The following is a 19588-nucleotide window of genomic DNA, read 5'->3' as shown; positions in this document are numbered from 1 at the left end:
GTGTGGCGCAGATCACAAACGGGTCGGTTGGTTTCCCATCAGCCTCACTGTGCGCGATGGTGTCCCACGAGCGTCCACGCACCACAGGCATCGTTGGTGATCGTTCGTCCCGAGATGGACGGACATCGGCGAAGGTCGGTGCGTCGGCGCGACCGGCACCGGTCGGGGCGCTCGCGGTACGGCTGACGGCCCTCCTGTGGCCTGACGCCGCGCCGCGTCCTTGCCCCCGACGAAGGGACCACTTCGTGAGTCGGCTGTGGAGCCGGTTGGGCGCCCGTACGGCTGCTGTCGCGTTGCTCTCTGTGGGCGTTGCCGGTGGCTTCTACCTGGGCGACGACCGGGAAACCCAGCAACAGGGCCTGACCGCGCAGGTCGGCCTCGAGGTCGACCGCGCTGATTTCGCGTACCAGCGCGAGCGGCAGTCCGCCCACCAGGTGAAGTTCGCCAAGCAGCGGGCCGCCGAGTACCAGGCCAAGCTGCGGGCGGCGCAGGCCGCCAAGGAAGCCGCTGAGCGGGCCCGTAAGGCCGAGGCAGCCGCGGCGTCCCGCAAGCGCGAGCGGGAGGCCCAGAACGCCGCCCCCAAGCCGTACGACGGGCCGATCCCGGCGTCCTGCGCCGAGTTCAGCGGCAACCGCAAGATCGGCTGCGCCATGATGATCGAGGCGGGTTTCGGCATCGCCGAGTTCCCGTGCCTGGAGAAGCTCTGGACCAAGGAGAGCGGCTGGAACCACAAGGCCAGCAACTCCTCGTCCGGTGCGTACGGGATCCCGCAGGCCCTGCCGGGCAGCAAGATGGGTACCGTCGCCGACGACTGGCGGACGAACCCGGCCACCCAGATCAAGTGGGGGCTGGGCTACATCAAGGGCAGGTACGACACGCCCTGCGGTGCCTGGGGCTACTTCCAGAGCAACGGCCACTACTGACGGGTCGATGGCGGGGTGGGTGGGCGATCACCCGCCCCGCCATCACACGTACCGGGCCCGCCAGGGCGGGACGCGAGTGGCGGCTGAGCCATTTTGCTGATAGCAGTTGTGGAGTGACCCTGCACCCTGGAAGCGGCGACCCCAACCGGTTCGGCACCGAGGCGTTCTACGCGGCGCTCGGCCGGGCCTTCGTCGCGATGTGCGCGGTGGTCCCGTTCCTCTTCCTCATCGAGGCCGTCGACCAGGGGCTGGCGTTCGGCCTGGACGCCACCGCCGGCATCATCCCGAAGCGCATCGACGGGCTGGACGGGGTCTTCTTCTCCCCGTTCCTGCACCACGGCTTCGACCACCTCTACAGCAACAGCATCCCGCTGATCCTGCTGGGCACCTTCGTGCTCGCTGCCGGCGCCCGCCGGTTCCTCTGGTCGACCCTGATCATCATCCTGGTCAGTGGGCTCGGCGTCTGGTTCACCGGCTCGCCCAACTCGGTCGTGGTCGGCGCCAGCGGGGTGATCTTCGGGTACCTGGGCATCCTGCTCACGCGGGGCATCTTCGAACGCAGTTGGTGGAACTTCGCGGTCTTCCTGCTGGTCGGCCTGCTCTACGGCTGGCAACTGGTCGGCATCCTTCCCACCGACGAGCGGATCTCCTGGCAGGGCCACCTGTTCGGGCTGCTGGGCGGGGTGGTGGCCGCGATCCTGTTCCGCCGTCGCCGGCCGGTCGCCGGTGGTCCCGACTACTCCGGGTCCACCCTCAGCCTGTCCTGACCGGTTCCTCGGCGCGCCCCTGGGACGTGCTTGCCCGACCGCTGCCACCCGCCTACCGTCGAGATCAGCAAGCGTTGATCCGTGAGCGGAAAGCGACGGTACGCCATGCGCGAGGTCGACATCGCCGTGATCGGGGCCGGTCCGGCCGGCCTCTTCGCGGCGTACTACGCCGGGTTCCGAGGGTTGTCGGTGGCGGTGATCGACGCGCTGCCGGAGCCCGGTGGACAGGTCACCGCGATGTACCCGGAGAAGCTGATCCTGGACGTGGCCGGCTTCCCCGCCGTCAAGGGCCGCGACCTGGTGGCAAACCTGGTCGCCCAGGCCGCCCCGTTCGGGCCGCAGTACCTGCTCGGCACCCGGGCCGAGAAGCTCTCGTACGCCGACGACCGGCCGGTGCTCGGCCTGGCCGGCGGTGAGCAGCTGGCCTGCGGCGCCGTCGTGGTCACTGGCGGGCTGGGCAGCTTCAGCCCTCGGCCGCTGCCCTGCGCCGACGGCGCTCCCGGGGCGGGGATCGTCTACTTCGTCACCGAGCCGGCCGAGCTGGCCGACCGGAACGTGCTGATCGTCGGTGGCGGCGATTCGGCCTTCGACTGGGCGTTGACGCTGCAACCGCTGGCCCGCTCGGTGACCCTCGTGCATCGACGCGAGAAGTTCCGGGCGCACGCCTCGACGGTTGCCCGGGTGCTGTCGCTGCCCGTGCGGGTGGTGGTCAACGCCGAGGTCACCCGGCTGTTGGGGGACGGCACGGTGACCGGTGCCGAGGTGACCGTGCGCGGCGGCGCGGCCGAGACGCTGCCGGTGGACACCGTGGTGGCCGCACTCGGCTTCACCGCCGACCTGGGCCCGCTCGCCGAGTGGGGGCTGCGGCTGGACCGCCGGCACATCCTGGTGGACAGCGCGATGGCGACGAACCTGCCCCGGGTCTTCGCGGCCGGTGACATCACCGAGTACCCGGGCAAGGTCCGACTGATCGCGACGGGCTTCGGCGAGGCCGCGACGGCGGTGAACAACGCGGCGGTGGCCATCGACCCGAGCGCCCACCTGTTCCCCGGGCACTCCTCCGACGCCGGCTGAACGCCGGTATCGGAAGCAGACCGCTCCGTAGCCGGACCGAGACGCCCCGACGCGACCCTGATGGGATGAGCGGTCCCGAGACACCGCACGACGGCGCACCCACGGCGCTGGCCTGGCTCTGCCACCCGGCGACGCTGCTCGCCCTGGTCGTCCTGGTGGTCAACGATCACCTGCTGAAGCCGGCCTTCCCCGGCCTGCTGACCGGCAAGCTCAGCGACGTCGCCGGCCTGCTGCTCGCGCCCCCACTGGTCGCGGTGCTGCTGACCCTCCTGGTGCCGCGACTGCCGGCCCGGGCCGCCGCGCTGGCCGGGCTGGTCGCGGTGGGCGCCGGGTTCGCGGTCGTCAAATCCAGCGGGTACGCCGCCGACGTCGCCTCGTCGGCCTGGAGCGCGCTGGCCGGGCCGTCGCTGGTCCGGGCCGACCCCACCGACCTGCTCACCCTGCCGGCGCTCACGCTGGCCTGGTGGAGCTGGACGCGGGCCCGTGAGCGGCCGGTGCGATACCGGCTGGCCCGGCTGGTACGGCTGCTGGTGGTGCTGCCGCTGGCGCTGGTCGCGGTGACCGCCACCAGCCCGGCCTACTTTCCGTACGCCCTCGGCGTCACCCTGCTCGACGACCGTCCGGCGATCTCGGTCGGCTCGGGTGACACGTCCTGGCCGCAGCGTGCGGCGGACGGGCAGTGGGCCGTCAGCGACGACGGCGCGACCACCTGGCGGCTCGCCACGGAGGCCGAGCAGCCGCGACTGTCCGACCTCGACGATCCGCACCGGCAGGCGTGCGTGCAGGCCGAGCCGCGGCGGTGCTACCGGGTGGTCGCGGGTCAGCTGCGGGTGGAGCAGAGCGACGACGCCGGTGTGAGCTGGCGGGCCGCCTGGGAGGTGTCGGACGGGCGGCGTGAGGAGCTGGCCCGCCGGTTCCCGAACCCGGGTGACATCCAACGGCACTTCGCCTCCCGCGAGCTGATCGTCTATCCCACCGTCAATGGTGGTCACGGGGTGCTGGTCGCCAACGGCCGGGACGGCTTCCTGCGCCGCCTGCCGGACGGCGAATGGCGGCGCGACGGCTTCCTCGGGCAGGAGGGTCCACAGGGAACGTACTGGAGGGGTCTGCCGGCGCTGGAGGATGGCGGGCCGGGTCAGCGGCAGACCGACGTGCTGCTTGTCGTCGCGGTGGCGCTCACCCTCGGGTTCCTGGTTACCGTCGTCGCCGCCCACCTGACCGTCCGCCGCCGCGGCGGCCCCTTCTGGCCCGGCCTCGCCGGTGCGCTGTCGATGTCCTTCGTCGTGGTGGCCCTGGCGGCGGTCTGGCCCCGCAGCGATGATCTCGGCACGGTGCTGGCGGTGTTGATGGCCGTGCTGCCACTGGGTGCGCTGACGGCGATCGTCATGCTGGGCTCCGCGTGGTACGCGGGTGGGACCCGTCGGTGGACCGCCCGGGTGGCCGGCGGGTTCCTGCTCACCCTGATTCTCGTCGGCCTGCCGTTGACCGGCTGGTTGTACGGCGCTCCGGAGCGAGGTCGGGTGGCGTTGCTGCTGGCCGGGTTGGCCACCGTGCCCGGCCTGCTGCTGGCCTGGTGGGTGGCCCGGTTGCCGGACCCGGTTCGCGTCCACGTCGAACCGTCCTACCCGCCGCCGTGGACGTCGGTGCCACCGGGCTGACCGGTGATGTCCACTCCGGTCAGCCCGTTTGGGGCAGGCCGATCAGGTCGGCCAGCAGCCCGACCTGGTGGTCGAAGTACGCGTCCCGGTGCTCGACGGTCCGGTTGAGCCGGCCGAACAGCTCGAAGCTGATCAGCCCGAAGAGCTGGGTCCAGCCGGCCATGCCCCGGGCCAGCAGGGCGGGGGGCAAGCCGGGAAAGAACGCGTCGGCCAGGTCGGTCAGGTCGTCGTGCAGCGGCGTCGGCAGCTCTTCGGCGGGCGGCGGGCTGAGCAGGCCGGCCTCCAGCCCTTCGCGGAGCAGGCTGACCAGGGTCAGCGGGGGGCGTTGGGCCGGGCCGACGGTGTCGTCCGGGGCGGCGTACCCGGGGACCGGGCTGCCGTAGAGCAGCGCGTATTCGGCGGGGTGGGCGAGTGCCCAGTCCCGGGCCGCCCGGCAGGCCGCCTGCCAGCGGGCGCGGAGGTCGACCCGGTCGGGGGCGGCGACCGCGGCCGCCTCCACCGTTTCGCCGAGTGCGTTGTACGCCTCGATGATCAGCGCGGTGAGCAGGTCGTCGCGGCTCGGGAAGTAGCGGTAGATGGCCGACGAGACCATGCCCATGTCCCGGGCCACCGCGCGCAGCGAGAGGTTCGCGCCATCGGTGGCGAGGTGCTGGCGGGCGACCACCTTGATCTCGTCGAGCATTTCGGCGCGGACCCGGGCGCGGATCGAGGAAGCGGGCATGGGGCCAGTCTGCCACGGATCGGAGCGCCAATCAAAAAAGAGAGCACTGCTCTTGACGCAGTCGTGTTGGCGGGCCATGCTGGGTGAGCAACCGAGAGCACCGCTCTTGATTCGTACCCCCGCTTCCAAGGAGTTCCCATGGCACTGCACGTGATCGTCGGCACCGGCCCGGTGGGCACCGCGACCGCCCGCCTTCTCGCCGAACGAGGTGAGCGGGTCCGGGTGATCAGTCGCCGGGGTGCCGGGCCGGAGCACCCGTCCATCGAACGGATCGCCGCCGACGCCGCTGACGTCGACCGGCTCAGCGTGCTGACCGACGGCGCGCAGGCGCTGTACAACTGCGCGAACCCGGCGTACCACCGCTGGTCCATCGACTGGCCGCCGCTGGCCGGTGCGCTGCTCGCCGCCGCCGAGCGGTCCGGCGCGGTGCTCGCCACGGTCGGCAACCTCTACGGGTACGGACCCGTCGACGGCCCGATGACCGAGCAGACCTCACCGGCGGCGACCGGCACCAAGGGGCGGGTACGCAACCAGATGTGGGCCGACGCTCTCGCCGCCCACCGGGCCGGTCGGGCTCGGGTCACCGAGGTGCGGGGCTCCGACTATCTCGGTGTGGGCGGCACCTCGCTGGCGATGATGGTGCTGCCCCGGGTGCTCGCCGGGCAGCGGGTCTTCCTGCCGGTCGACTGGGACGCCCCGCACACCTGGACGTACATCCCGGACGTCGCCCGTACCCTCGTCGCCGCCGCGACCGACGCAGGCGCGTGGGGACGGCCCTGGCACGTGCCCAGCGCGCCCGCCGCACCGATGCGTGAGCTGGCCACCCGGGCGGCGGCGCTGGCCGGAGTGCCCGTGCCGCGGCTGACCCGGATGCCCTACCCGGTGCTGTGGCTGGGCGGCCTGGCCAATCCGTTCGTCCGGGAACTGCGGGAGACCGCCTACCAGTTCGACCGGCCGTTCCTGATGGACTCGGCCGCCGCCACCGCCGCCCTGGGTGTCGAGCCGACCCCGCTGGACGACGCGCTCACGGAGATCGTCGCAGCTCTGCGCCGCTGAACCGCCCGTCCCCGCCGCCGACCCGCCAGTGGCTCAGCGGCGGGACGGCGGGGCGAGCGCGGCGATCAGCACGGCCACCATGGTCAGCGCCGCCCCGAGCAGGGTGTCCACGCCGAGGTGCGAGGCCGCCGTGGGCAGCAGCAGGTCCAACAGGACGGCCCCCACGACCTGACCGGCGATGGTGGCCAGGCCGAGCAGCAGCACACCGGTGAAGCGCACGATCGCCGCGGCGATCGCGATGAACACGATGCCGATCGGGCCACCCAGGTAGAGCCACGGCTCGGTCGGCAGCTGGCCGGTCGGCCAGCCGCGTACCGCGAGGTCGATCGAGAACGCGACGAGCAGGGTGACCGTGCCGACGGCGAAGTTGACCAGTGTGGCGGTCAACGCGCTGTCGGCCGCCGCCCGGACCCGGCCGTTGACCGCCTGCTGCCAGGCGATGCCCACCCCGGCCAGCAGCGGCAGCAGGGCCAGCGCCAGCGTGCCCGGGTCCTCGAGTCGGTCGCCGACCGCCAGGGCGACGGCCAGCACGGTGAGCACCGCACCGGCCAGCCGCTGCCGGGTGATCGGCTGCCGGCCCGTCGGCCCGATCCCCGCCTGGTCCACGGCGAGGCTGCTGCCGGTCTGGCCGGCGACCACCGCCACGGTGAAGACCGCCACGCCCAACGAGCCGATGGTGAGCCCTTGGGTGGCCACCAGGAACGCCCCGCACATTCCGCCCAGGCACTGCCACGGCCGCAGCGCGCCCGCCGTGAGGGCGGCCCGCAGCGCGACCAGACCCCGTCGCCCGCCCGGGGTGGCCGGCACCAGCACCAGCAGCACCAGCAGGCCGAGGCCGAACGAGACCACCGCGGCGGCGAACCCGTCGGCCAGGCGTACCCCCAGCTCGCCGTTGATTCGAGACTGCACCGCCACCGCGACCCCGGAGACCGACGCCAGCGCGACGCCGGTGATCCGGCGGGTGGCTGAGAGGGACTGCGGTGTCGCAGTGCCGGTGGCGGTCACTCCTGCTCGGCCAGCGGCCGACCGTCGAAGTCGACGGCCGAGTAGAGCGCCAGCTTCTCCAGCCGGTGGTACGAGTCGATCACCCGGATGGTCCCGCTCTTCGAGCGCATCACGATCGACTGGGTGTACGCGCCGCCGGCCCGGTAGCGAACTCCGCGCAGCAGGTCGCCGGAGGTGACGCCGGTCGCCACGAAGAAGCAGTTGTCCCCGGTGACCAGGTCGTCGGTGCTCAGCACGCGATCCAGGTCGTGCCCGGCGGCCAGCGCCTTCTCCCGCTCCTCGGCGTCGCGCGGCCAGAGCTTGGCCTGCATCGCTCCGCCCATGCACTTCAGCGCGCAGGCGGAGATGATGCCCTCGGGGGTGCCGCCGATGCCCATCAGCACGTCGACGTCCGACTCGCCCCGGGCTGCCGCGATGGAGCCGGCGATGTCCCCGTCCGAGATGAACCGGATGCCCGCCCCGGTCCGGCGGATCTGGGTGACCAGGTCGTCGTGGCGGGTGCGGTCCAGCACGCAGACCGTCACCTCGGAGACGTCGGTGCCCTTGACCTTGGCGATCCGGCGCAGGTTTTCGGCGACCCCGGCGTTGATGTCCACCACGTCGGCGTACGCCGGCCCGACGGCGAGCTTCTCCATGTAGAAGACCGCGCTCGGGTCGAACATCGCACCCCGCTCGGAGACGGCGAGCACCGCCAACGCGTTCGGCATGCCCTTGCTCATCAGCGTGGTGCCGTCGACCGGATCCACGGCGACGTCGACCTCCGGGCCGGTGCCGTCGCCAACCTGCTCGCCGTTGAAGAGCATCGGGGCGTTGTCCTTCTCGCCCTCGCCGATCACCACGACGCCGCGCATCTGGATCGAGTTGATCAGCTTGCGCATGGCGTCGACGGCGGCCCCGTCGCCGCCCTCCTTGTCGCCCCGGCCGACCCAGCGGCCAGCGGCCATCGCCGCGGCCTCGGTGACCCGGACCAGGTCGAGGGCAAGGTTACGGTCGAGATCCTGTGGGATCCGCGTCCTGGTGTTCGTCATGACGGCTGCTCCTCCTCGCGACGGTGCGGGGACGACCGGCAGGGCGTGGCCCGCTGCCGGCTTTGTCGCTGATCCTCACACGATGGCTGACCCGGCCTCGGCGCGGGGCGGTGATGGGCCGGATACCGCCGGTCGGGCGGCTGCGAAGATGGCAGGGTGGAACCCGCTCAGCCAGCCGACCGCGTACCCGCCGACCGCACGCCGCCCGGCGGCCAGCCGCCGGCCGCCGTCCCCACCGGCCCCGGTGGTGAGCCCGCCATGACCGACCCGACGACGCCGCCGGCCGGCGAGCCGGCCCTGGTCGCGTCGGGCCCGGCCGCCGCGCCACCGGTGAACGAACCGGCCCCGGGCCGACCCGTGGCCGGGGTCGACGCCGTGGAGACCGGCGAGCGGCCCGCACCGCCGCCGCCTGTGCAATCAGCCCGATCCGAGCGGTCGCCGAAGGACATGGCGATATCGCTGCTGGTACTGCTGGTCCCGATCGCGCTGCTGCTGGCGTTCTACCGGGGCTTCCTCGGTGGAGACCAGGCCGCCACGGTCGATCCGGCGCCAGCGATCGACCAGGCCCAGTCGGCGAACGCCTTCCCGGTGAGCCGGCCGCAGGGGCTCGGCTCTGACTGGCGTACGGTCAGCGCCCGGTACCAGACCGTCGAGGGCGGCGCGAATCTGCGAATCGGTTACCTCACCCCGGAAGGACGGGGTGTGCAGCTGTTGCAGAGCAGCGTGCCGGCGGAGCGCCTGCTCCCGGCCGAGCTGACCGACCAGGCCCAGCCGCAGGGCCCGACGGAGCTGGCCGGACGCACCTGGCAGCGCTACACCGCCCGGGGCAATCAGCAGGCGCTGGTCCTGCTGGAGCCGACCCGTACGGTCGTCGTCGTCGGCGACGCTCGGGACAACGAACTGCGCCAACTCGCCGGCGCACTGCGCTGACCGGCCCCGTTCCGTACGCCCTCCATGGCCGGCGGGGCCATTCGCTAGGCTGCCCCGGCTCGGTCCGGCTGCACCATGCATGCCGGGCCATGTCCGTCTCGGCGAAGTGAGATTTTTGTGAACATTCGACGGTGGAGCGTCGGCGTCCTCGCCGCCACCCTGCTCGTCCCCGGCCTGGCCGCGTGCAACTCCGACGCTGCCGAGCCGGCCGCCGCCCCGAGCCCGTCCACCCCGGCCGATCCGAAGGAAGCGCTGCTCGCCTCCACCAAGGAGATCGCCAAGGGCAACTTCACCTTCACCCTGGTGGGGGACGGTACGACCGGCGGCGGCCTGGTGCACAAGCCCAGCAACAGCGCACAGTTCACCGTGAAGTTCGGTGACGCATCCGAGGACATGTCGATCGAGATGGACCTGATCTACATCGACTCGGAGAGCTGGGTCAAGATGGACCTCGGTGGCGCCATGTTCGCCGCCGTCCCCGGTGCGGCAAAGAACAAGGGCAAGTACCAGCACCTCGACAAGACCAAGATCAAGGATGTCAAGGATCTCCAGCTGGACCCGGAGACGCTCGACCCGCTCGACAGTGACGCGCTGGTCAAGAGCGTGACCGAGGTGCAGAAGACCGGTGAGGGCACCTACACCGGCAAGATCGACATTTCCGCCGCCACCGAGTCGGCCGCCCTCGACGAGGAGGTCGTCACGGCGCTGGGCGCGCAGGCCAAGGCGCTGCCGTTCACGGCCAAGCTGGACCCGCAGGGCCGGCTCACCGAACTGGCCATCTCCGTGCCGGCCGCCGGCGAGACCGCGGCGCACGACATCAAGATCGGTTACGCGGACTACGGGACCGGCGCCGGTGCGCACAAGCCGCCGGCGGACAAGGTCGTCGAGGCTCCGGCGGAGACGTACGAGCTGTTCAAGTAGGTCGACAGGGCGGACCGGGGTGGCCAGGGGCCACCCCGGTCCGGTCTTCCCGGCACCGATCACCCTCGGGTAATCGGAGGGAACGGTGATTGTCCGGCGCGTCGGCAGGGAACAGAGAGGGAGTGACCCGGGCGCGCTGCTCGGCCCGGGTCGCGCGGCGCAGCCGACGGTGCTGCTGCGTCGCCCGGTTTCCGGCGCCGACCAGGTCGTCGGGTGACCCCCTTGGGAGACACACATGACTGTTCGACGACTCAGTGCCGGCCTGGTGGCCGCCGCGCTGTTCACGCCCGCCCTGGCCGCCTGTACCAACGGTGGGACCGGTACCGCCGGATCGACCGCGTCGCCGACGGCGACCGCGTCCGGCGCGGCGGCCCCTTCCGGCACGCCCGTCGCGGGCGATGCCAAGCAGGCGCTGCTCGACTCCACCAAGGAGATCAGCAACGGGAACTTCCGGTTCACCCTCGCCGGCGCCGGCTCGACGGCGGAGGGCCAGGTGCACCAGCCGAGCCAGAGCGCGGCCATGAAGATCGCCATCGGCGGTCCCTCATCCGACCTCGCCATGAAGCTCGACGTGATCCACTTCAAGCCGGACAGCTGGGTGAAGCTGGAGCTGACCGGCCCCACCGCCAACAGCCTGCCCGCCATCAAGCAACTCAACCTCGGTAAGTACCAGCACCTGGATCAGACCCGGATCAAGGGCAACCGGAGCCTCGGCTTCGACTTCGACAAGGTCGACCCGGCCGGCAGCGCAGTGCTGACCCAGGGCATCACCGAGGTCCGGAGCACCGGCACCGGCATGTACGCCGGCACCATCGACGTCACCAAGGCGGCCGAGGCCGGTTCGCTGAACGCCGCCACGATCGCCGCGCTCGGCACGCAGGCGAAGACCGTCCCATTCACCGCGAAGGTGGACCCGCAGGGCCGACTCACCGAGCTGGTGCTGCAGATGCCGGCCGCCGGGCAGACCGCCGCCCAGGAGATCCGGATGACGTACTCCGACTACGGTGCCGCCACCGCAGCGCAGAAGCCGCCGGCGGCCCAGGTCGTCGAGGCGCCGGCTGAGCTGTACAGCCTGTTCAACTGACCGTCGTCGTGGTGTTCGCCATCGACTCGGTGGCGGCGAACGGGTGGGGCGACTCCGGTCGCCCCACCGGCGGTCAGGAGGCGGGGTCCTGCCGGGCCGCCTCGATCCGGGCCCGGGCGCCGTCCAGCCAGCGCTGGCAGATCACCGCCAGCGCCTCGCCGCGCTCCCAGAGCGCCAGCGACTCCTCCAGGGACGTGCCGCCGGCCTCCAGCCGCTCGACCACCGAGGCCAACTCGGCGCGGGCCTGCTCGTAGCTGAGCCGCTCGTCCGGCCCGGCCTTCGTGTCGTCAGTCATCGCGTCCATCTCAGCACACCACTCGTTGGCCGTCGCGCCCCGCCACTCAGCCGTCCACCGTCGCGGTCAGCTCGCCGTCGGCCAACCGGACCCGCAGCGGGTCGCCCTTGCCGACCTCGGCTGCCGCGCGGACCACGTGACCGTCCGCGCGCTGCACGATCGCGTACCCCCGGTCGAGGGTGGCGGCGGGGGAGAGGGCGCGCAGCCGGGCCAGGGTGTGTCGCAGCTCGTCGTCGGCCGCGCCGAGCCGGTGGTCCAGGCAGCGTCCGGCACGCTGGCGCAGCGCGGCCAGCTCGGTCGCCCGCTGCTCCACCATCACCTGCGGGCGGGCCAGCACCGGTCGGGAACGCAGCGCGTCGAGCCGGTGGGACTCCCGGTCGACCAGGTTGCGTACCGCCCGCTGGAGACGGTGCCGGGCCTGGCCGATGAGGCGTACCTCGTCGGCGAGGTCGGGGACCACCCGCTTGGCCGCGTCGGTCGGGGTGGAGGCACGGACGTCGGCGACGTAGTCGACCAGTGGCGCGTCCGTCTCGTGGCCGATGGCGCTGACCACCGGGGTACGGCAGCCGAACACCGCGCGACAGAGCGCCTCGTCGGAGAAGGGCAGCAGGTCCTCGATGCCGCCACCGCCCCGGGCAATGATGATCACCTCGATGCTCGGGTCGGCGTCCAGCACCTTGAGCGCGTCGATGATCTGCGGCACCGCCGATGGGCCCTGCACGGCCACGTTGACGGTGCGGAACTCCACCGCCGGCCAGCGCCGTCGAGCGTTGGTCAGCACGTCCCGTTCGGCCGCCGACGCCCGGCCGGTGATCAGCCCGATCCGGCCGGGCAGGAACGGCAGCCGGCGCTTGCGTGCCCGGTCGAACAGCCCCTCGGCGGCGAGTAGCTTCTTGAGCTTCTCCAACCGGGCCAGCAGCTCGCCGAGCCCCACCTGGCGGATCTCGTCGGCCCGCAGGCTCAGCGTGCCCCGGGCGGCGTAGAACTCCGGTTTGGCGTGCAGCACCACCCGGGCGCCCTCGCGCAGCTCCGGCGCGCCGGCGTCCAGCACGTCCCGGTTGGTGGTGACGGTCAGGCTCAGGTCGGCCGACGGGTCACGCAGGGTGAGGAAGACGGTGCTGGCCCCGGGTCGGCGGCTGATCTGCGCCACCTGCCCGTCCACCCACACCCAGCCGAGCTTCGCGATCCAGGCGCCCACCTTCTGGCTGACAACCCGAACCGGCCACGGCTCCTCCGCACTGCTCCGCGCCCCGTCGCTCACCCGCCCACCCTACGGACCCTCGCGGTGATCAAGAAGTTTGCGTCAGCTCCGGGCGCGTTTCTGACGCAAACCTCTTGATCACCGAGGTCAGGCGTGGGCGGGGCGGGGAGGGGGGGGCGTGGGGTGTGGTGCGGCTCGCAGGCGCTGTCGGTGGGAGGCGGGACACGTACGATGGGCTCGTGACCGAGGCTCAGGCGACCCCCCAGACCGGCAAGCGCGTGCTCCTGGCCAAGCCCCGCGGCTACTGCGCGGGCGTCGACCGCGCGGTGCAGACCGTCGAGGAGGCGCTGAAGCTCTACGGCGCCCCGATCTACGTCCGCAAGCAGATCGTGCACAACAAGCACGTCGTGCAGACCCTGGAGGCGCTGGGGGCGATCTTCGTGGAGGAAAACGAGGAGGTGCCGGAGGGCGCCACCGTCATCTTCTCCGCGCACGGCGTGGCCCCCGAGGTCTACGAGCAGGCGAAGGAGCGGTCGCTGAAGGCGATCGACGCGACCTGCCCGCTGGTCACCAAGGTGCACCAGGAGGCGAAGCGTTTCGCCGCCGAGGACTACGACATCCTGCTGATCGGCCACGAGGGGCACGAGGAGGTCGTCGGCACCGCCGGTGAGGCTCCCGCGCACATCCAACTGGTGGACGGCCCCGACGGCGTCGACAAGATCACCGTCCGTGACCCGGAGAAGGTGGTCTGGCTCTCCCAGACCACGCTGTCGGTGGACGAGACGCTGGAGACGGTCGCCCGGCTCAAGCAGCGGCTGCCGCTGCTCCAGTCCCCGCCCAGCGACGACATCTGCTACGCCACCTCCAACCGGCAGCACGTGGTCAAGGAGATTGCCCCGGAGTGCGACGTGGTGATCGTCGTCGGCTCGACGAACTCCTCCAACTCGGTCCGGCTGGTCGAGGTGGCCCTGGACGCCGGCGCCCGCGCCGGTCACCTGGTCGACTTCGCCCGCGAGATCGACGACGCCTGGCTGACCGGTGCCCGCACCGTCGGCGTGACCTCCGGCGCGAGCGTCCCGGACGACCTGGTCCAGGAGGTGCTGGAGCACCTGGCCGCGCGCGGGTTCGCCGACGTGGAGGAGATCACCACCGCCAACGAGCGGCTCACCTTCTCGCTGCCGCAGGAGCTGAAGCGGGACATGAAGGCCGCGGCGGCCCGCGGTTGATCAGCGTCGGCCGGGTCCCGGCGGGAACGCCCCGCCGCCCCGGCACGTCGAACCGGGCATGAGGACCCTTCGGCTCGTCGTCCCCGCCCTGCTGGTCTGCGCGGCGCTGAGCGCCTGCGGCGAAACGGACGGCCCCGGCACCCCCGTCCCGAGCGGGCCGTCACCGGTCACCGGGCAGCCCAGCCCGTCCGCGACCGTCCCGTCGCCCTCCGGGCCGGCGACACCCGCACCCTCCTCGACGCTCAAGCCACCCGGTGGACCGACCCTCCCACCGCCGGTCGGGGCCACCGAGCTGACCGGCACGATCACGCGCGGCGTGGAGCCGAACTGTCTGCTGCTGGATGGCTACCTGCTGATCGGGGGCCCCCGGGACGTGCTGACCGCCGGTGCCCGGGTGACCGTCACCGGCCGGGTCGAGCCGGGCATGATGACCACCTGCCAGCAGGGCACCCCGTTCGTCGTGGAGGGCGCGCACCCGAGCTGACCCGGCCGGTGGGCCAGCCCGCCGACCGGCGACCGGCGGCGTCGCTCAGCGGTCGTGGTCGGCGGGGATGACGTCGTCCAGCAGCTCGGGTGCCTGGGGCTGGCGGGGAGTCAGCTCGACCTGGGCGGGGCTGGCCAGCTCCTCGTCGGAGACGCCCAGCTCGGCGAGCTTGCGGGCGCTGACCAGCACCCGGGCTTCCAGTGAGCCGACTGCCCGGTTGTACGCGGTCACGGCCCCGGCCAGCGACGACCCGAGCTTGCCCACGTGGTCCCCGAGGGTGGAGAGCCGGCTGTACAGCTCCCGGGCCAGCGTGTGCACCGCCAGCGCGTTGCGGGCCAGCGCCTCCTGTCGCCAGGAGTAAGCCACCGTGCGCAGAAGGGCGACCAGGGTGGCCGGCGTGGCCAGCACCACGTTGCGGGTGAAGGCGTGCTCCAGCAGCGTCGGGTCACGCTGGAGCGCCACGTCGAGGAACGGGTCGGCGGGGACGAACAGCACCACGAACTCGGGCGAGCTGTCGAACGCGGTCCAGTAGGACTTGGCGGCCAGCGCGTCGACATGCCCGCGCAGGTGCCGGGCGTGCGCGTCGAGGTGGGTGTCCCGGCCGCGCTCGTCGCGGGCCTCCATCGCCGTGAGGTACGCGTCGAACGGCGCCTTGGCATCCACCACCACCGACCGGCCGCCGTGCAGCCGGACCACCAGATCCGGGCGGACGACCTGCCCGTCGGCGTCGGCGGTGACCTGCTCGGAGAAGTCGCAGTGCTCCAGCATGCCGGCAGCCTCGACGATCCGGCGCAGCTGGTGCTCGCCCCAGCGGCCCCGCACCTGCGGCGCCCGCAGCGCGGCCACCAGCTGTTTGGTCTCGGTGCGCAGCTCGCCAGAGACCGCGCTCATCGAGCGGACCTGCTCGCGCAGCTCGGCGTACGCGTCGACCCGGTCGTGCTCCAGCTCGGCCACCCGCTGCTCGTAGCGGCGCAGGGTGTCGTGCAGCGGCGCCACCGCGCGGGCCACCGCCTCCTGGGACTGGGCGGTGGCCTCGTAGCTCAGCGCCCGCATCGACTGCTCCAGCCGCCCCTCGCCCTCCCGGGTGGCGGTCAGGGTGGCATCCAGCCGGGCGATGTCGGCCGCCGACCGCGACCGGGCCGCGAGCCAGCCCACCGCCCCACCGGTGCCGAGGCACACGATCACCAGGAGCAGCGTCGAGACGTCCATCACCGGAGCTTGCCAGACGGATACGACGGGACACCCGGGGGTACGTTCGGATACATGGAACTTGTGCTGTGCCTCGCCATCGTGCTGGTGGGCGCGCTGGGCGCCGCGGCGCTCATCCGTACCCAGGCCACCGCCCGTCGGCGCACCGAGCTCGGCGACGCCCGCGCGGAGGCGCAGCGTTGGTACGAGCGCCTCGGCGGGCAGTTGATGAACCTGCACGGTGACGAGCCGGCGGTCCGCCAGGCCCTGTCCGACGCCGGTGAGCGGTACAACGCGGCGGGCTCGCAGCTGGAGCAGGCGCGTACGCCGCACCAGTTCGGGTTGGCCCGGGAGACCGCTCTGGAGGGGCTGGCGTACATCCGGGCGGCACGGACGGCGCTGGGCATCGATCCCGGCCCCGAGGTGCCGCAGTTGGCTGCGGCGCGTGGCGTCGGGCAGCTCACCAAGGAGCGCGAGGTCGACGTGCAGGGGCAGACCTTCCGGGCCGGCCCGCAACCCGGCCGGGAGACGCCCTACTACTACCCCGGTGGCCGGTACCAGGGCCGGCCGGTGCCGTCCGGCTGGTACTCGACGCCGTGGTGGAAGACGGCGCTGGGCGCGGGTGCCGGTGTGCTCGGCGGCATGTTGATCGCCGACGCGCTGTTCTCGCCGGCCTTCGCCGACCCCGGCTACCAGGACGGCGGTGCCGGTGCCGAGCAGGGCGCGGACGGCGGTGACCAGGGCGGCGACCAGGACTTCGGTGGCGCGGACCAGGGTGGCGACGCCGGCGGCGGGGACTACGCGGGCGGGGACTACGGCGGTGGCGACTACGCGGGAGGCGACTTCGGCGGTGGCGGTTTTGGCGGTGGCGACTTCGGTGGCGGGGACTTCGGCGGCGGCGACTGGTGAGCGTCGCTGAGTGACACGCGGACAGGCCCCGGTCAGCGCGACCGGGGCCTGTCTGTGCCGTCGCTCAGCCGGTGTTGCGCATCCCGGCGGCGATGCCGTTCACCGTGGTGAGCAGCGCCCGCTCCAGGGCCGTGCCATCGCTCGGGGCGCGTCGCCCACCCGGCGCGGTGGCCACCGCCCGTCCGGCGGCGCCGGACTCCCGGTACTGCCGCAGCAGCGCCACCTGAAGGTGGTGCAACGGCTCCAGGTAGGTGTCCCGTACGGCCAGGGTGCGCTGGAGCACCGGCGAGTTCTCCAACAGGGCGGGCGAGGCGGTCACCGCCAGCACCTCCCGCTTGGTCAGCTCGTACTCCTGCTCGATCTGCTCGAAGATCGGGTGCAGCTTCTTCGGCACCAACGTCTCGACGTACCGGCGGGCGATGCTCAGGTCGGTCTTGGTCAGCATCATCTCGACGTTGGACAGGAACGTGCGGAAGAAGTGCCAGTTGCGATGCATTTCAGCCAGTACGTCCGCCAGCCCGGCCTCCCGGGCGGCGGCCAGCCCGGACCCGACGCCGAACCAGCCCGGCACGATCTGCCGGGTCTGCGTCCAGCCGAACACCCATGGGATGGCCCGCAGCCCGGACAGTCCCGCGCCGGTGTTCGGACGCTTCGCCGGCCGGGAGCCGATGTTCAGCGCGCCGAGCAGCTCGGTGGGGGTGGACGCCCAGAAGTACGCCGGCAGGTCCGGGTCCTCGACCAGCGACCGGTACGACCGGTACGCCGACTCGGAGACCACGTCCATCGTGGCGTCCCAGCGCTCCAGCATCTCCGCCGGCTGTCGGGGGGCGGTGTGCAGCAGCGTCGCCTGAAGCACCGCGGCGAGGGTGAGCTCCAGGTTCTCCCGGGCCAGTGACGGCAGGGTGTACTTGTCGGAGATCACCTCGCCCTGCTCGGTCACCTTGATCGCGCCGTCCATGGTGCCGTACGGCTGGGCCAGGATCGCCTCGTGCGTCGGCCCTCCGCCGCGCCCCACCGTGCCGCCCCGGCCGTGGAACAGCCGCAGGTGCACCCCGTGTCGGGCGGCCACGTCGCGCAGCGCGCGCTGTGCCCGGTGGATCGACCACTGGCTGGTGGTGATCCCGGCCTCCTTGTTGGAGTCCGAGTAGCCGAGCATGACCTCCTGCACGTCACCCCGGGCCGCCACCAGCGCCCGGTACGCGGGCAGCGACAGCAGTTCGTCGAGGAGTTCGCCGCCGGCGTTCAACTCGGCGGGGGTCTCCAGCAGCGGTACGAACCCGATCCGGGCGCGACCGCTGTGCACGTCCACCAGCCCGGCCTCGCGGGCCAGCACCACTGCGGCCAGCACGTCGTCCACGCCCAGGGTCATCGAGATGATGTACGACTCGATCACCTCGGCGCCGAACCGGTCCTGTGCCTCGCGGATGGTGCTGAACACGTCGAACGTCTTGCGGGTCGCCTCGGAGAGCGGAGTGTCCAGGGTGGACAGCGGCCGGCGGCCGGTCAGCTCGTCGGCGAGTAGTTTGGTGCGTTCCAGCCGGGTCAGCGCCGGGTAGTCGGAGACCTCGCCGACGGCCCCGTACAGCTGGGCGAGCACCGCGTGGTGCGCCTCGGCGTGCTCCCGGACGTCCATGGTGGCCAGGTGCAGACCGAACGCGGAGACCGTCCGGATGGTGGAGGCCAACCGACCGACGGCGGTGAGCTGCCCGGAGTTGCGGGCCAGCGAGGCGCGCAGCAGCTCCAGGTCGGCGATCAGCTCGGCGGAGCCGCGGTAGTCCCGGCCCGGCGTGTGCGCCATGCCCTGACGAAGCCGCTGCCGGGTGTTGGCCAGCTTGGCCTTCACGCAGCGCGCCTTGAGCCGGTACGGCTCCTCGGCGTTGACCCGGCGGAACCGGGGCGCCACCTCGGGCAGCGCGTCCAGGTCGGCGGCGAGGCTGGCGGAGAGGTCCAGTGACACCCCGCGCAGCCGGCGGGAGACGGAGACCTCGTTGATCAGGTGGTCCATCGCCTTCTCGGTGGCCGCGATGCCGTGCTCGTGCTGGATGGTCAGCACCTCGCGGGTGACCGCCGGGGTGACGAACGGGTTGCCGTCCCGGTCACCGCCGATCCAGGTGCCGAAGCTCAGCGGGCGGGCCGTCGGCGAGGTCTCCACGCCGAGCGTGCGCAGCGTGTCGGCCAGGTCGTCGAGCACCTGGGGGGCGGCCTCGGCGTACAGGTCGCGCAGGTAGTAGATCGCGTTGCGGGCCTCGTCGGTCGGGTCCGGCCGGTCCAGCCGCAGCTCGTCGGTCTGCCACATCAGGTCCAGCAGCTCGGCCAGCCGGCGGTTCGCCGGGCCCTCGTCGCTGGCGCCGTAGAGGATCGCGTTGGCCGTCTCGGTGTCCAGCTCGTCGGCGATGGCCCGCAGCTTGGACAGGATCGAGCGGCGGGCCGCCTCGGTGGGGTGCGCGGTGAAGACCGGCCGGACCGCCAGCCGACGGGCCGCGGCGGCGATCTCCTCGGCCGGCACCCCGCGCTCGGCGATCATCTTGGCCGCCTGGTCCAGCCAGCCGCCCTGGACGGCGCGGCGGCGGCGCAGGTCCCGGGCGCGATGCACCTGCTCGGTGATGTTGGCCAGGTGGAAGTAGGTGGAGAAGGCGCGGGCCAGCTTGGTGCCGGTGGTCACGTCGAGCCCGCCGAGCCGCTGGGCGGCCGCCGGGGCGTCGGTGCGTACCTGGGCGCGGATCTCCTCGACGAGGTCGAGTAGCGGTCGGCCCTCCTGGCGAGCCAGCGTCTGGCCGAGCAGGGTGCCGAGCCGGCGGATGTCGGCGCGCAGCGCGGCGTCCGGGCCGTCGTGGTCATGCTGGTCGGTCACGATGCGCTCCTTACGTGAGTACGAAGGACAGCGCTGTCCGACTACCTGGATGGTATCCGCGCGGGGCCGGGTGGCAGGAGGGGCTCTCCGCGTGGTGCGCCGTGACGCGGAACACCTCGGAGATCACTCAACGCCCCGCGCGGATGCTCGCCCGACGGCCCCGGACCAGGGTCGCGGCGAGCAGCGTGGCCAGCCCGAGCACCACCTCGTCCACCAGCCCAGCCTAGGGCGGCCGTTGTCCGGCTTGCGGCGTTTCGCCGGGCGAAA

The 19588-nt window shown here is 72.5% G+C and carries 18 protein-coding genes; 11 read left to right on the top strand and 7 right to left on the bottom strand.

Annotated features, from left to right (window positions below):
* The first annotated feature begins 245 nt into the window (after positions 1-245).
* The 4 genes from OG990_RS25170 to OG990_RS25155 all read left to right on the top strand — a co-directional run bounded on the left by OG990_RS25170 (position 246) and on the right by OG990_RS25155 (position 4422).
* On the top strand, positions 246-923 hold the full coding sequence (locus OG990_RS25170) for a lytic transglycosylase domain-containing protein (RefSeq protein ID WP_328423524.1): 678 nt from the start codon (positions 246-248) through the stop codon (positions 921-923).
* Positions 924-1036: 113 nt separating this feature from the next.
* A complete protein-coding gene (locus tag OG990_RS25165; protein ID WP_355602508.1) occupies positions 1037-1690 on the top strand; it encodes a rhomboid family intramembrane serine protease in 654 nt (217 codons plus the stop codon).
* Between the two features lie 105 nt (positions 1691-1795).
* Positions 1796-2764 carry an NAD(P)/FAD-dependent oxidoreductase gene (locus OG990_RS25160; RefSeq protein ID WP_406081873.1) on the top strand — a complete coding sequence of 323 codons (969 nt, stop codon included), beginning with the start codon at positions 1796-1798 and terminating at the stop codon, positions 2762-2764.
* A 65-nt stretch (positions 2765-2829) separates the two neighbouring features.
* Positions 2830-4422: a hypothetical protein gene (locus OG990_RS25155; protein WP_406077377.1), complete on the top strand. Its 1593-nt coding sequence runs from the start codon at positions 2830-2832 to the stop codon at positions 4420-4422.
* Positions 4423-4441: 19 nt separating this feature from the next.
* Here the strand turns inward: OG990_RS25155 and OG990_RS25150 are convergent, their stop codons facing one another.
* Positions 4442-5143 (bottom strand): TetR/AcrR family transcriptional regulator, encoded by a 702-nt coding sequence (locus OG990_RS25150; RefSeq protein ID WP_406077376.1) that lies wholly within the window; start codon positions 5141-5143, stop codon positions 4442-4444.
* A 138-nt stretch (positions 5144-5281) separates the two neighbouring features.
* On the opposite strand from OG990_RS25150, the gene OG990_RS25145 reads away from it, so the two are divergent.
* On the top strand, positions 5282-6199 hold the full coding sequence (locus OG990_RS25145; RefSeq protein WP_406077375.1) for an NAD-dependent epimerase/dehydratase family protein: 918 nt from the start codon (positions 5282-5284) through the stop codon (positions 6197-6199).
* Between the two features lie 33 nt (positions 6200-6232).
* On the opposite strand, the gene OG990_RS25140 is transcribed toward OG990_RS25145, so the two are convergent.
* A complete protein-coding gene (locus tag OG990_RS25140) occupies positions 6233-7204 on the bottom strand; it encodes a DMT family transporter (protein ID WP_406077374.1) in 972 nt (323 codons plus the stop codon).
* Positions 7201-8232 carry a class II fructose-bisphosphatase gene (gene glpX, locus OG990_RS25135; protein ID WP_328423540.1) on the bottom strand — a complete coding sequence of 344 codons (1032 nt, stop codon included), beginning with the start codon at positions 8230-8232 and terminating at the stop codon, positions 7201-7203. Before glpX ends, OG990_RS25140 begins: the two co-directional genes overlap by 4 nt.
* Before the next feature lie 156 nt (positions 8233-8388).
* Between glpX and OG990_RS25130 the strand changes: the two genes are divergently transcribed.
* The 3 genes from OG990_RS25130 (at position 8389) to OG990_RS25120 (ending at position 11167) form a co-directional block, all read left to right on the top strand.
* Positions 8389-9162, top strand: coding sequence for a DUF4245 family protein (locus OG990_RS25130; RefSeq protein ID WP_406077373.1), 774 nt, complete (start codon positions 8389-8391; stop codon positions 9160-9162).
* A gap of 117 nt (positions 9163-9279) precedes the next feature.
* A complete protein-coding gene (locus OG990_RS25125; protein WP_406077372.1) occupies positions 9280-10083 on the top strand; it encodes a hypothetical protein in 804 nt (267 codons plus the stop codon).
* Between the two features lie 235 nt (positions 10084-10318).
* Positions 10319-11167 (top strand): hypothetical protein, encoded by an 849-nt coding sequence (locus OG990_RS25120; protein ID WP_406077371.1) that lies wholly within the window; start codon positions 10319-10321, stop codon positions 11165-11167.
* A 73-nt stretch (positions 11168-11240) separates the two neighbouring features.
* Here OG990_RS25120 and OG990_RS25115 read toward each other — a convergent pair whose 3' ends face one another.
* Together OG990_RS25115 and xseA are read right to left on the bottom strand one after the other, a co-directional pair.
* On the bottom strand, positions 11241-11462 hold the full coding sequence (locus tag OG990_RS25115) for an exodeoxyribonuclease VII small subunit (protein WP_203174416.1): 222 nt from the start codon (positions 11460-11462) through the stop codon (positions 11241-11243).
* 46 nt (positions 11463-11508) lie between these two features.
* On the bottom strand, positions 11509-12723 hold the full coding sequence (gene xseA, locus OG990_RS25110) for an exodeoxyribonuclease VII large subunit (RefSeq protein WP_406077370.1): 1215 nt from the start codon (positions 12721-12723) through the stop codon (positions 11509-11511).
* A gap of 179 nt (positions 12724-12902) precedes the next feature.
* On the opposite strand from xseA, the gene OG990_RS25105 reads away from it, so the two are divergent.
* Together OG990_RS25105 and OG990_RS25100 are read left to right on the top strand one after the other, a co-directional pair.
* The gene (locus OG990_RS25105; RefSeq protein ID WP_328423553.1) at positions 12903-13889 is read left to right on the top strand and encodes a 4-hydroxy-3-methylbut-2-enyl diphosphate reductase; all 987 of its coding nucleotides are present in this window, start codon (positions 12903-12905) and stop codon (positions 13887-13889) included.
* 58 nt (positions 13890-13947) lie between these two features.
* Positions 13948-14373 (top strand): hypothetical protein, encoded by a 426-nt coding sequence (locus OG990_RS25100; protein ID WP_386985124.1) that lies wholly within the window; start codon positions 13948-13950, stop codon positions 14371-14373.
* 45 nt (positions 14374-14418) lie between these two features.
* Here OG990_RS25100 and OG990_RS25095 read toward each other — a convergent pair whose 3' ends face one another.
* The gene (locus OG990_RS25095) at positions 14419-15582 is read right to left on the bottom strand and encodes a DNA recombination protein RmuC (RefSeq protein ID WP_328423557.1); all 1164 of its coding nucleotides are present in this window, start codon (positions 15580-15582) and stop codon (positions 14419-14421) included.
* Between the two features lie 54 nt (positions 15583-15636).
* On the opposite strand from OG990_RS25095, the gene OG990_RS25090 reads away from it, so the two are divergent.
* Positions 15637-16470, top strand: coding sequence for a hypothetical protein (locus OG990_RS25090; RefSeq protein WP_386985122.1), 834 nt, complete (start codon positions 15637-15639; stop codon positions 16468-16470).
* Positions 16471-16534: 64 nt separating this feature from the next.
* Here the strand turns inward: OG990_RS25090 and ppc are convergent, their stop codons facing one another.
* On the bottom strand, positions 16535-19321 hold the full coding sequence (gene ppc, locus OG990_RS25085) for a phosphoenolpyruvate carboxylase (RefSeq protein ID WP_406077369.1): 2787 nt from the start codon (positions 19319-19321) through the stop codon (positions 16535-16537).
* Between the last annotated feature and the right edge of the window lie 267 nt (positions 19322-19588).

It is taken from the genome of Micromonospora sp. NBC_00858 (genome assembly GCF_045207365.1).
Taxonomy (GTDB): Bacteria; Actinomycetota; Actinomycetes; order Mycobacteriales; family Micromonosporaceae; genus Micromonospora.
The sequence above is the reverse complement of the archived record's forward strand: the minus strand, read 5'-3'. Positions and strand labels throughout refer to the sequence as shown.

Excerpts from the sequence above, each read along its gene's own strand:
- OG990_RS25090 (WP_386985122.1), top strand. The coding sequence starts at position 15,637 with ATGGAACTTGTGCTGTGCCTCGCCATCGTGCTGGTGGGCGCGCTGGGC.
- OG990_RS25115 (WP_203174416.1), bottom strand. The coding sequence starts at position 11,462 with ATGACTGACGACACGAAGGCCGGGCCGGACGAGCGGCTCAGCTACGAG.
- OG990_RS25120 (WP_406077371.1), top strand. The coding sequence starts at position 10,319 with ATGACTGTTCGACGACTCAGTGCCGGCCTGGTGGCCGCCGCGCTGTTC.
- glpX (WP_328423540.1), bottom strand. The coding sequence starts at position 8,232 with ATGACGAACACCAGGACGCGGATCCCACAGGATCTCGACCGTAACCTT.
- OG990_RS25150 (WP_406077376.1), bottom strand. The coding sequence starts at position 5,143 with ATGCCCGCTTCCTCGATCCGCGCCCGGGTCCGCGCCGAAATGCTCGAC.
- OG990_RS25155 (WP_406077377.1), top strand. The coding sequence starts at position 2,830 with ATGAGCGGTCCCGAGACACCGCACGACGGCGCACCCACGGCGCTGGCC.
- OG990_RS25145 (WP_406077375.1), top strand. The coding sequence starts at position 5,282 with ATGGCACTGCACGTGATCGTCGGCACCGGCCCGGTGGGCACCGCGACC.
- OG990_RS25100 (WP_386985124.1), top strand. The coding sequence starts at position 13,948 with ATGAGGACCCTTCGGCTCGTCGTCCCCGCCCTGCTGGTCTGCGCGGCG.
- OG990_RS25095 (WP_328423557.1), bottom strand. The coding sequence starts at position 15,582 with ATGGACGTCTCGACGCTGCTCCTGGTGATCGTGTGCCTCGGCACCGGT.
- OG990_RS25160 (WP_406081873.1), top strand. The coding sequence starts at position 1,796 with ATGCGCGAGGTCGACATCGCCGTGATCGGGGCCGGTCCGGCCGGCCTC.